The sequence below is a fragment of the Nonomuraea sp. NPDC049646 genome (assembly GCF_044465525.1).
Classification (GTDB): domain Bacteria; phylum Actinomycetota; class Actinomycetes; order Streptosporangiales; family Streptosporangiaceae; genus Nonomuraea.
In genome coordinates, this window is sequence record NZ_JBITLU010000006.1 from 357,000 (window position 1) to 366,866 (window position 9,867).

Genomic DNA, 9,867 nt, shown 5'->3' on the forward strand with positions numbered 1-9,867 from the left:
TGCGGTCTGTCTAAGGTGAACAACGTGGAGCATGTCGATTGGGCCTATGGCCTGGCAAAAGAGCTGCTGGAGACGACCTTGCCTCGCCGCTGGGCGCATACCCGGGGAGTCGCTGAGCGCGCTGCATCTCTGACGCAACTCCTCGGGGAAGAGGCCGACACCCTAATCGCTGCTGCACTGCTGCATGACATCGGTTACGCCCCAGACCTGGTCGACACGGGCATGCATCAGCTCGACGGCGCTCGCTACCTGCGCGACGTCGCCGGTGCGGATCGGCGGCTGTGCCGCCTGGTGGCCTACCACTCGTGTGCGGACAACGAGGCCCGGCAGCGGGACCTGTTCGACGTGTTGGCCAAGGAGTTCGACCAGGAAGCACCGGACTTGGCCAGGGCGCTTACCTACTGCGACATGACGACCAGCCCGGACGGCCGGCATGTGGACGTTACCGACCGGCTGGCCGAGATCCATTCGCGGTACGGCCCTGAGCATGTGGTCAGCCGGTCGATCACGGACGCCACCCCGTGCATCGTGTCCTCGGTGCGGTCGGTGGAGGCTGCGCTATCCGATGTGCGGCAGGCCGACGCCGGCTAGGTAGTGCTCGATCCGCATGCGCATCGACCGGTCCATCGGCAGTGACGTGATCTCGTTCCGGGGCACCCAGCGGACCTCTCGGGACTCCTCGCTCGGAGTCGGCTCGCCCTCGACCGCGCGGCCGGTCAGGACGATGGAGAACTCCTGTCGGGCCTCGCCGTTGGAGGTGTAGAGGATCACGTGCCGGGGGTCGCTGTAGGTGCCGACCAGGCCGGTGATCTCGCAGGTGATGCCGGTCTCCTCGTGCGTCTCGCGGACGGCTGCCGCGGGGATGGACTCGCCGAGGTCGATCGCGCCGCCGGGCACGGCCCAGTTGTCGTTGTCACTGCGCCGGATCATCAGGACGTCCCCGGCCGTGTTGGTGACGATGACGTTGACGGACGGAACGAGGCTGTTCGGCTCGGGCGCGTCGGGGTCGTCGTAGAAGTCGATCCGCTTGGCCATGGTCAGGACTCCACCGGGGTCGCTTGTGCCCATACCTTCTCGAAGCTGTTGGCGTAGGTGGTGACCATCTCGCCGCCGGCCACCCTGCGCAGGTGGAGTACGGGTGCGTTCCCGGCGCGGGTGCCGTACACGTGCATGTTGACCAGGTAGTCGCCGTCAGCCTGATAGATCGAGTTGTACAGGATCGTCTGATGGAGGCGGAGCTCGAAGTTCTCCAGGGGCAGGAGCGGCCGGTAGAAGATCAGCGCGCTACGGATCTGCGCGGCCATGCTGTCGCCGACGCCCTCGTCCTCTCCCCGCTGAGCGACTTCGGCACAGCCGGGGTCGCCGAGCAGGACACGGACCCGCACGCCCGCCTGCGCCTTCTCCCCCAGCAGACGCACCATCGCGGCGTCGTCGGCGAGGAACAACCCGCTGTAGACCAGGACGCCGATGTCCTGGGACGCGGCGGTGAACAGACGTCCCCACGCGTCCCGAGGTACGGCCCAGCGATGCGGATAGATCGCCAGGACCTCGCTCTCGGACGCGGCGACCACCTGTTCCCGCGAGAGGGCCTGCGGCCACAGGTACGTCTCGTCCACACCCAGGTACGAAGCTGTAGCAAACCGGTGCTTACGGTACGGCTCGCGCCCCTTGGTGATCCACCGCTCCACGGTCTTGGGATCGACCTCGATCGCCTCAGCCAGGTCCGCGACGCTCACGCCCTTCTGCAACAGCGCAGCGCGTAGCCGTTCGTTCGCCATCTCACCTGCTCCCAAGGACGTCCGGGGACCTGGACATCGTAGGCCGGACGTCTTGAACATGTCCCGTCGTGTAGTGATCTCGTCCTAACACTGCGTCGCATCCTCGGTTGCACAACGCCACAACGGCAGCGACCGAAGGAGGAGATGCACCCATGAACAATGAGATCACCATCCCCGCCGAGACGCCCTCGTGCGACTGCGGCAACGCCCTGACCGAGGGCCAGACCCAGTGCTCCAAGTGCCTGGCGCGGAGCCGGTGGGCGCGTAAGGAGCGGGCCCGGAACCGGCGCAACCGGCGACGGACGGAGACCAGGCGTCCCCCGCGCGGCCCCCGCGGCGCGATTGCGATGGGGGTGAGCTGGACGTGAGCTGGCTTCCGCTGATCATCGCCGCTCTGCTGAGCACGACCCTGCTCGTCGGCTACGTCATGGTCCTGGCCGGCATCCGCCGCCAGGACAAGGCCCTGAGCCTGCGCCGGCACCCCGGAGGGGCCTCGGCCTCGCTGGCTCGGAAGGTCACTGGCTGCTACGTCCGGGACGGCGTGACGTGGACGTAGCCAACTGCTCCTCGACCTTGGCGAGGCGTACCGACAAGTCCCGCACGGCGGCGCGCAGCTCGGCCACGTCGGCCTGCTCGTCGCCGACGGGGCGCTCCTCCGCATCCCGGACGAACACGCCCTTGCCTTGCTGGCCGATCACCAGGCCCTCGTTGCGCAGGATGCCGACGGCCATCTTCACCACCGACAGCGAGGCGTCGTACTGCTCGGCGAGTTGCGCGGTGGACGGCAGCGGGGCACCGGGCGCGAGAGAGCCGCCGTTGATCTGCGCGCGGAGATCGTCGGCGATCTGGAGGTAGCCGGGGCGCCCGGTGTTCTTGACCATCGCCGTCCATCACACCACGAAACATCGACCAAGCCAACCGAGAGGACGTTGACAACCAAGCCAACTAGGTTAACTATGTTGAATGAACGAGAAAGAGGAGGTCACAGCCCATGCGTTCCATCCCGATTCCTGTGGATGTCGGCAAGCTCGCCATCACCTGCGTCAAGGCACCGCGACCGCGGGTGCTCAACAGGGACACCGGCGAGATCAAGACCGACAAGAACGGCAACACCGTCTACGAGGTCACCGTCTCCGTCGAGGACGAGTTCGGCCGGATCGAACTCGTCAAGATCGGCATCACCGGCGAACCCCCCATCAGCGTCGGCGACCAGGTCAACGCCGTCGGCCTGCTCGGCTACGTCTGGGAGATCGCCGGCCGATGGGGCATCGCCTACCGCGCCTCGGCGCTGCTCCCTGCCAGGGAGGCCGTCGATGCCTGACGCGCCGTACCTGCTCGCAGTCCTGGCCGCCGTCGCGGCCGGGCTGTGGGCCTGGCGCCGCTTCCACTACCCGTCTTTCTGGCTCGTCCTCGGCTTCCCGCTTGTCGGTCTGTCGGTACGGGCCTCGTGGCGGCGGGTCGCCCTCGGCTGTGGGCTGACCAAGAAGCGGCAGCGCTTCTGGTTCACCACCGTCCCCGGCCTGGTCGCCTCGACGGGCATCGTCCGCGTCCGGCGAAGGTGGCAACGCATCGCCGTGGACACCAAACCGTTCATGTGGCTCCCGCTGCCGACCCGGCACGGCTGGCGTGTCACCCTGCACACCCTGGAGGGCCAGACGCCCGGCGATTTCGCCGACGTCGCCGAACGCCTGGCCCACTCCTGGGGCGTCCACGCCATCCGCGTCTCCTCACCCGGTCCCGGCCGCGTCGTCCTCATGGCCACCATGCGCGACCCGCTGGTCAAGGTCGACGAGCTTCCGCCCTCGCCGGAACTGCTCAAGGTCACGGTGGGACGTCTGGAGACGGGCAAGCCCTGGACCATCGACTTCCGTACCGTGCCGCACTGGCTGAACGCGGGGGCGACGCAGTCCGGGAAGTCGAACCTCGCCAACGCCCTGATTGTCGGGCTGGCTCCGCAACCCGTGGCCCTGGTCGGCTTCGACCTCAAGGGCGGGGTGGAGTTCACGCCCTACAGGCCACGTCTGTCCGCGCTGGCCACGTCGCGCGCCGAGTCAGGTGGGCTGCTGGATGACCTGGTCGGTCTGATGGTCGATCGCATGGGGCTGTGCCGCCAGGCCGGCGCCCGCAACATCTGGCAGCTTCCACCCGGTGTGCGGCCGGTCCCGGTCGTGGCCCTGGTCGACGAGCTGGCTGAGCTGTACCTGATGGCCGACAAGTCGGAGAAGGACGAGATCGCCAAGACCTCGACGGCACTGCTGCGGGTCGCCCAGCTCGGGCGGGCGTTCGGCATCTACCTGTTCTGCTGCGGCCAGCGCATCGGCTCCGACCTCGGCCCCGGCGTCACCGCTCTGCGCGCCCAGTGCTCCGGACGGATCTGCCACCGCGTCAACGATCCCGAGACCGCCACCATGACGCTCGGCGACCTCGATCCGGCGGCCCTTGCCTCAGCTCGTGCCATCCCCGCCGAAACGCCGGGCGTCGCCATCGTCGCCGGTCAGGACGGCCAATGGTACCGCGCCCGATCCTTTTACGTCACCGAGCAGGCCGCCGAACACGCTGCCCGTACTCACGCCCACCTCGCCCCAGCCTGGGATGAGGTCACCGCCCACCTGCCCCAACCCATCAACGCCTGAACCACGAAGGGAGGAACGATGCGACGCTTCGCCTGCTGGCTGCTCGACACCGGCCCGGTCCTCGTCCTGGCCGCCATCGCGGGTGCCGGATCGTTCACCCACATTCGCGACACCGCCACCGAGCACGGCCAGACCGGCTGGATGTCCTGGGCGGTCGCCGTCTGCATCGACCTGACCTGCGTCATGGCCGCCCGCGAACGCCAGCGCGACAAGAGGAACGGCAACCGCCGGCGGGGTCGGCTCTCGTGGCCCGTCCTTGTCCTGACCGGCGGGATCGTCCTGTCCCTGGCCGCCAACCTAGCCCAAGCCGACCCGACCGCCTGGGGCTGGATCACCGCCGCGACCCCGGCCGCCGCCTTCCTGATCGCCGTCTCGATGCTGGAACGCCGCGCCACCCGCCCGGAACCATCCACTGCTGTGGTGTCCTCGCCCGTCCTGGCTTCGTCCTCGGCTCCGGAACTCGTCCCGTCCAACGCCCAGGACGAGGACGACGAGCGGGACAGCGACCTCGCGCCCGCCCTGATCGACTACGCCCGCCGTGTAGCCGACGAACACCACAGCCGGCACGGCAAGCCCATCACCCGAGATGCCCTACGCGCCCACCTGGGCGTGTCCAACCAACTCGCCGCCGATCTGCTGCGCACTCTGCGCACCGCCTGAAGGGAGAACCGACCCATGACAAACGACCGCCGCATCGCCCTCATCAACGGCCTGCTCGACCTGGCCGCCTTCTTGGAAGCCCATCCCGACGTACCCGTCTCCTCCAGCGTCACCGTCCACCACTTCACCGACCAGGCCAGCGACGCCGACCAACGCGCCGAAATCGACCAGATCGCCGCCCTCGTCGGCTCGCAGATCGACTACGAGGACTCCCCGTACGGCCACTACGCCACCTCGCGCCTGTTCGGCCCGGTGGAGTACCGCGCCGTCGCCATCCTGGCCGCCGCCCGCGCCCGCCACGCCGCCGAAGCCAGCTACCGCGGCTGCATCCAATCCGACCCCACGCCTGCCACCTGACCGGAGAAGGGACCCGAGCATGCGCATCCGCATCGACGGCACCCGAGCCGAGATCGTCGACGCCCTGTTCCGCCTACGCCTGCACTTCACCGTCATTGGCGTCTCACGCGTCTACCCCGACCGCACCCGCCCGCATCACTGGCGCATCTACCTCACCACCGCCCGTGACAGGAAGTGACCTGATGGACGAGGTGATCCACTACCGCTGCTGCACCTGCAATGGCACCGGAATCGACTCCGACGACGCCCGCTGCCTCGACTGCGACGGCACCGGCATCGACAACCACGGCGCATAACGCGCAGCGCCCCCGGCCTGGCCGCACATCCGCCAAGACGACTGCCAGGTCGAGGGCCATCCCTTCACCCGAACGAGCGAAAGGAGGTCTCCATCTTGCCCACAACCCACGCCACCGCGCACGCCAAAGCGGGCATGATCGCGCGACTCAACCACCCTCATTACGACCGCTGGGCCAATCAGATCCGCGCCACGGGCGGCTGCCGTCAGCCCATCCACCTCCGCGGCAAGGTCGACCACTACGACCGCGCCACCGGCCAACTCCTGCACCGCTACACCACGCGCACCGAGCCCGACGAGATCCTGCGCGTCCCGTGCAAGACCCGCCGCGCCTCCCGCTGCCCGTCCTGCGCCGACACCTACCGCGCCGACACCTACCACCTCATCCGCGCCGGCCTTGTTGGCGGCAAGGGCGTCCCCGAGACCGTCACCACCCACCCAACCCTGTTCATCACCCTGACCGCCCCGTCCTTCGGCTTGGTCCACGCCCGCCGCGAACACCACGGCAAGGCCCAGCCCTGCCACGCCCGACGCAACGCCACCACTTGCCCACACGGCCAAGTCATGTCCTGCACCCAACGCCACAGCAAGGACGACCCACGCCTGGGCGAACCGCTCTGCCCCGACTGCTACGACTACACCGGCTCCGTCCTGTTCAACGCCCTGGCCCCGCTGCTGTGGAAGCGCTTCGCCGACTCCGTACGCCGCCACCTGGCCAAACTCGGCGGCCTACTTCTCAAGGACCTCCGCCACCACCTCACCCTCTCCTTCGCCAAAGTCGCCGAATACCAGCGCCGCGGCGTCGTCCACTTCCACGCCGTCATCCGCCTCGACGGCCCCGGCGGTCCCGCCACGCCGCCACCTACCTGGGCCACCGCCGACGTCCTGACCCAAGCCATCCAGCACGCCGCCAAGGCCGTCACCGCCAAGGCTCCCGCCTACGCCGACCAGCCCGAACGAGTCCTACGCTGGGGCACCCAACTCGACATCCGCCCCATCACCCTGAACGGCGACCTCACCGACCAAGCCGTCGCCGGCTACATCGCCAAGTACGCCACCAAAGCCGCCGAATGCGTTGGCACCCTGGACCGCCGCATCAACCCTCTCGACGACCTGACCCTGTACAACCTCCGCGATCACGCCCGCCGCCTCATCACCACCTGCATGGAACTCGGCACGGAACCAGACCTCGCCGAACTCCGCCTCGCCGACTGGGCTCACATGCTCGGCTTCCGCGGCCACTTCTCCACCCGCTCCCGCCGCTACTCCACCACCCTTGGCGACATCCGAGCCGACCGCGAACACCACGCCCGAGAAAGCGAGATCACGACTGGCCGCCTCCCCCTCTTCGACGAGGACGCCGTCCTCGTGATCAGCGAATGGGAGTACGCGGGCAAGGGCCACTCTCTAGGCGATCAACTTCTCGCCGCCGCCATCACCGGAGGGTGCCTATGAGCACTCTCAGCAAGCTCTGGACTGTGCAGGACGTAGCCACGTTCCTCGGTGTTCCGATCGCCACGCTCTACCAATGGCGACACCACCGCACCGGCCCCAGAGGCCACAGGATCGGCCGCCATCTGCGCTACGTGCCCGAGGACGTCATGTCCTGGGTCCAGGACCAGGAGTAAGCCATGGCCTTCGTCAAGGACCTGTGGACCAAGACGGTGCGCGACCAGGACGGCAAACCCCGAAAGGTCAGGACCACCCGGTACGGCAAGGGCAAGCGCTGGCTCGCCGTCTGGGTGGACCCCGAAGGCAAGGAGTGCTCGACCGCCTATGACCGCAAGGCCGACGCCGAGCGCAAGATCGCGACCATGGGCGCCGACATCGCCCGCGGCGACTACATCGACCCGAACGCCGGCAAGGTGCTCTTCGGCGACCTCGCCGAACGCTGGCTCGCCTCCCGCATCGTGGACCCCTCGACCAAGATCCGATACGAGTACATCCACCGCCTCCACGTCGCACCGACCTACGCCAAACGCCAGGTGAAGAGCATCAAGCCATCCCAGATCCAGTCGTGGATCAGTAACCTGAGCAGCCGCTTCGAGACCTCGACCGTACAGACGGCCTTTTTGGTTCTCCAGGGCATCCTTGACCTTGCCGTCGCGGACGAGGCCATCAAACGAAGTCCCGCCAAGTCCCCCATCGTCCAAGTGCCGAAGCGCGTGTCCGAAGAGATAACGGCCTGGTCGGACGAACGGGTCCACGCTCTGATCGACGCTCACCCTGCCCTCTTCCGCCTACTGCCGATGCTCGGCGCCGCATGCGGACTGCGGCAGGGCGAGCTGTTCGGCCTGGCCCTCGAAGACGTCGACTTCGAGGACCGTCTTCTCCGCGTACGACGACAGATCAAGAAGCTAGGAACGGACCACGTCTTCGCCCTGCCCAAGAACGACCGCGAGAGGGTCGTACCGCTGCCTGAGTGGGCCGCTGAAGCCATCAAGCGGCACGTCTCGACTCATCCCCCGCTGACCTGCTCCCTGCCCTGGGAGAAGACAGACGGCAAGCTTCATACACACAACCTGTTGTTCCGCTGGACGGACGACCGCTTCATCAAGGCCAGAAGCTACAGCGAAACGATCTGGAAGCCCGCCCTGGTCCGAGCAGGCGTGATCCCTGCACCGGACAGGGACGGACGCCAGCGGAGCCGCTACGCAACCTCTCGCAAGGAGGGGCTGCACCAACTTCGGCACTACTACGCGAGCGTCATGCTGGCCGGCGGCGTCTCGGTCAAGGAGCTCGCCGAATACCTCGGCCACGCCGACCCCGGCTTCACTCTCCGCGTGTACGCCCACATGATGCCCGGCTCCTACGGCCGCGCACGAAAGGCCATCGATGATCGGTTTTTCCACGTCCGCGTTGTCTCCGGCAATCAGGAAACCGAAGGAAACCCGAAGGACATCACCAGTTGCCTTTAACGCTTATGCCGCGAGGTACGGCTTGGGGGCATTGAGGCTTTCCAGCCCGACCATGCCCCCCTCAGAACATAGCCGAGGAAGGCCGATCATTCAGCTGGCTTAACAAGAATCGTCGTCGCAGGATCCACATCATCGGCCCAGGCCAATGTGGGCAGATCGGCGCCGGACAGTCCCGCGAGTTGGAGTGCCGCTTGGGCCGATAGGTGGGAAGAGTTGATGGATTGCCCGTTCGCGACGGCGGCATAGAACTGGGCGGCGTATGTAATGGCGTCGCCGTCATCAACCTCGTCCGCCATCCCGATCGCAAAGGGGGTGACTTCCTCTACGAGGCGATCGATCTGGGCAGCAGAGTTGCACGAGTTCAAGAGCACCAGCAGCGGAGGATCGTCCGTAGCCTTTACCGCGGCAGCGAAAGCGCGTGCGCTGACTACGACTCCATCATGGCGCTCATCGCGTTCATCCTCGAACTCGATGAGGTCATCGTCACTGTGACCAGAGAAGTGGACAACATGGGGGCGGAAGCCGGTGATTCCGTCGAGAAGATCAGCGGTCGTCGCGGCCGGCCGCACATCAAGCTCGATGAGGTCCCGGTGCAGTGCAGAGTTGACAGCACTACGGATGCGCTTCTGCTCCCGGCCGACGCGCAGGTCCCCCCGAGACGCGGCCCCCAAGATCAAAACTCGAAGCTTCTCAGGCTTGGGCGCCCGTAGTTCTCGGATGGCTCTTTGCATGATCGACTCCGTGTGGCTGATCCGATGTTGGAGGGATGCGCTCTCAGCTGCACGCTGACGCTGCGCTTGCTGCTGCTCGCGCTGACGCTTGCGCTCAGCCGCGTCTCGCTCGGCTTGCTCAGCCGTGGCGAGCTTGCTTTGCAAGCTGGCCTCCTCTTTGGCGTAACCAACCGCCTTGCCCCCCCAACGGCCCGCCTCCTTACCAGCTGTGGCCGCGTCCTTGTCGAAGCGTTCAGCCTCGCGGAGCTTACTGGTCATCATGCTGCTACTCCCGGCCTTGGCTGCTGCCGTACGTGCCTTGGCCGCCGCCGTGCGTTTCGCGGTCTCCTTACTTCGGTACTCCCCAGCCTTCTTCTCTGCCTCGATGCGCTGTTTGCGTTTGCGCTCCAGTTGGCTTCGGTACTGGTTCGCGCTCATTGCCGACCCCCTCGTCAGCTCGCGGTCACAGCCATGTCGCAGCAGAGACTACAGAGACCTACCGACACTTCACTCATA

The 9,867-nt window shown here is 67.0% G+C and carries 15 protein-coding genes; 11 read left to right on the forward strand and 4 right to left on the reverse strand.

What is annotated here, in order from left to right:
• The first annotated feature begins 24 nt into the window (after positions 1–24).
• A complete protein-coding gene (locus ACIBQ8_RS20150) occupies positions 25–591 on the forward strand; it encodes an HD domain-containing protein (RefSeq protein ID WP_397192672.1) in 567 nt (188 codons plus the stop codon).
• Here ACIBQ8_RS20150 and ACIBQ8_RS20155 read toward each other — a convergent pair.
• Positions 559–1,035, reverse strand: coding sequence for an NUDIX hydrolase (locus ACIBQ8_RS20155; RefSeq protein WP_397192673.1), 477 nt, complete (start codon positions 1,033–1,035; stop codon positions 559–561). The genes ACIBQ8_RS20150 and ACIBQ8_RS20155 overlap by 33 nt on opposite strands.
• Positions 1,036–1,037: 2 nt before the next feature.
• Positions 1,038–1,778, reverse strand: a complete 741-nt coding sequence (locus ACIBQ8_RS20160) for a helix-turn-helix domain-containing protein (protein ID WP_397192674.1) — start codon at positions 1,776–1,778, stop codon at positions 1,038–1,040.
• Positions 1,779–1,930: 152 nt separating this feature from the next.
• On the opposite strand from ACIBQ8_RS20160, the gene ACIBQ8_RS20165 reads away from it, so the two are divergent.
• Together ACIBQ8_RS20165 and ACIBQ8_RS20170 are read left to right on the forward strand one after the other, a co-directional pair.
• Positions 1,931–2,146 carry a hypothetical protein gene (locus ACIBQ8_RS20165; protein ID WP_397192675.1) on the forward strand — a complete coding sequence of 72 codons (216 nt, stop codon included), beginning with the start codon at positions 1,931–1,933 and terminating at the stop codon, positions 2,144–2,146.
• Positions 2,143–2,334, forward strand: coding sequence for a hypothetical protein (locus ACIBQ8_RS20170; RefSeq protein ID WP_397192676.1), 192 nt, complete (start codon positions 2,143–2,145; stop codon positions 2,332–2,334). The genes ACIBQ8_RS20165 and ACIBQ8_RS20170 overlap by 4 nt, the downstream gene beginning before the upstream one ends.
• On the opposite strand, the gene ACIBQ8_RS20175 is transcribed toward ACIBQ8_RS20170, so the two are convergent.
• A complete protein-coding gene (locus ACIBQ8_RS20175) occupies positions 2,294–2,659 on the reverse strand; it encodes a GntR family transcriptional regulator (protein ID WP_397192677.1) in 366 nt (121 codons plus the stop codon). The two genes, ACIBQ8_RS20170 and ACIBQ8_RS20175, sit on opposite strands and share 41 nt — an antisense overlap.
• Positions 2,660–2,769: 110 nt before the next feature.
• Here ACIBQ8_RS20175 and ACIBQ8_RS20180 point away from each other — a divergent pair, with 110 nt between their 5' ends.
• The 8 genes from ACIBQ8_RS20180 to ACIBQ8_RS20215 all read left to right on the forward strand — a co-directional run bounded on the left by ACIBQ8_RS20180 (position 2,770) and on the right by ACIBQ8_RS20215 (position 8,641).
• Positions 2,770–3,099 carry a hypothetical protein gene (locus tag ACIBQ8_RS20180; protein ID WP_189651149.1) on the forward strand — a complete coding sequence of 110 codons (330 nt, stop codon included), beginning with the start codon at positions 2,770–2,772 and terminating at the stop codon, positions 3,097–3,099.
• On the forward strand, positions 3,092–4,411 hold the full coding sequence (locus tag ACIBQ8_RS20185) for an FtsK/SpoIIIE domain-containing protein (protein ID WP_397192678.1): 1,320 nt from the start codon (positions 3,092–3,094) through the stop codon (positions 4,409–4,411). The genes ACIBQ8_RS20180 and ACIBQ8_RS20185 overlap by 8 nt, the downstream gene beginning before the upstream one ends.
• Before the next feature lie 18 nt (positions 4,412–4,429).
• On the forward strand, positions 4,430–5,071 hold the full coding sequence (locus ACIBQ8_RS20190; protein WP_397192679.1) for a DUF2637 domain-containing protein: 642 nt from the start codon (positions 4,430–4,432) through the stop codon (positions 5,069–5,071).
• A gap of 15 nt (positions 5,072–5,086) precedes the next feature.
• A complete protein-coding gene (locus ACIBQ8_RS20195; RefSeq protein ID WP_397192680.1) occupies positions 5,087–5,428 on the forward strand; it encodes a hypothetical protein in 342 nt (113 codons plus the stop codon).
• A 19-nt stretch (positions 5,429–5,447) separates the two neighbouring features.
• Positions 5,448–5,606, forward strand: coding sequence for a hypothetical protein (locus ACIBQ8_RS20200; RefSeq protein ID WP_357706255.1), 159 nt, complete (start codon positions 5,448–5,450; stop codon positions 5,604–5,606).
• 252 nt (positions 5,607–5,858) lie between these two features.
• Positions 5,859–7,178, forward strand: a complete 1,320-nt coding sequence (locus ACIBQ8_RS20205; RefSeq protein WP_397192760.1) for a replication initiator — start codon at positions 5,859–5,861, stop codon at positions 7,176–7,178.
• A 23-nt stretch (positions 7,179–7,201) separates the two neighbouring features.
• A complete protein-coding gene (locus ACIBQ8_RS20210) occupies positions 7,202–7,351 on the forward strand; it encodes a helix-turn-helix transcriptional regulator (protein WP_397192681.1) in 150 nt (49 codons plus the stop codon).
• Between the two features lie 3 nt (positions 7,352–7,354).
• Positions 7,355–8,641, forward strand: coding sequence for a tyrosine-type recombinase/integrase (locus ACIBQ8_RS20215; protein ID WP_397192682.1), 1,287 nt, complete (start codon positions 7,355–7,357; stop codon positions 8,639–8,641).
• Between the two features lie 86 nt (positions 8,642–8,727).
• Here the strand turns inward: ACIBQ8_RS20215 and ACIBQ8_RS20220 are convergent, their stop codons facing one another.
• Positions 8,728–9,789 (reverse strand): hypothetical protein, encoded by a 1,062-nt coding sequence (locus tag ACIBQ8_RS20220; protein WP_397192683.1) that lies wholly within the window; start codon positions 9,787–9,789, stop codon positions 8,728–8,730.
• Positions 9,790–9,867: the final 78 nt, after the last annotated feature.

Excerpts from the sequence above, each read along its gene's own strand:
- ACIBQ8_RS20220 (WP_397192683.1), bottom strand. The coding sequence starts at position 9,789 with ATGAGCGCGAACCAGTACCGAAGCCAACTGGAGCGCAAACGCAAACAG.
- ACIBQ8_RS20195 (WP_397192680.1), top strand. The coding sequence starts at position 5,087 with ATGACAAACGACCGCCGCATCGCCCTCATCAACGGCCTGCTCGACCTG.
- ACIBQ8_RS20165 (WP_397192675.1), top strand. The coding sequence starts at position 1,931 with ATGAACAATGAGATCACCATCCCCGCCGAGACGCCCTCGTGCGACTGC.
- ACIBQ8_RS20215 (WP_397192682.1), top strand. The coding sequence starts at position 7,355 with ATGGCCTTCGTCAAGGACCTGTGGACCAAGACGGTGCGCGACCAGGAC.
- ACIBQ8_RS20200 (WP_357706255.1), top strand. The coding sequence starts at position 5,448 with ATGCGCATCCGCATCGACGGCACCCGAGCCGAGATCGTCGACGCCCTG.
- ACIBQ8_RS20155 (WP_397192673.1), bottom strand. The coding sequence starts at position 1,035 with ATGGCCAAGCGGATCGACTTCTACGACGACCCCGACGCGCCCGAGCCG.
- ACIBQ8_RS20185 (WP_397192678.1), top strand. The coding sequence starts at position 3,092 with ATGCCTGACGCGCCGTACCTGCTCGCAGTCCTGGCCGCCGTCGCGGCC.
- ACIBQ8_RS20180 (WP_189651149.1), top strand. The coding sequence starts at position 2,770 with ATGCGTTCCATCCCGATTCCTGTGGATGTCGGCAAGCTCGCCATCACC.
- ACIBQ8_RS20205 (WP_397192760.1), top strand. The coding sequence starts at position 5,859 with ATGATCGCGCGACTCAACCACCCTCATTACGACCGCTGGGCCAATCAG.
- ACIBQ8_RS20190 (WP_397192679.1), top strand. The coding sequence starts at position 4,430 with ATGCGACGCTTCGCCTGCTGGCTGCTCGACACCGGCCCGGTCCTCGTC.
- ACIBQ8_RS20175 (WP_397192677.1), bottom strand. The coding sequence starts at position 2,659 with ATGGTCAAGAACACCGGGCGCCCCGGCTACCTCCAGATCGCCGACGAT.
- ACIBQ8_RS20160 (WP_397192674.1), bottom strand. The coding sequence starts at position 1,778 with ATGGCGAACGAACGGCTACGCGCTGCGCTGTTGCAGAAGGGCGTGAGC.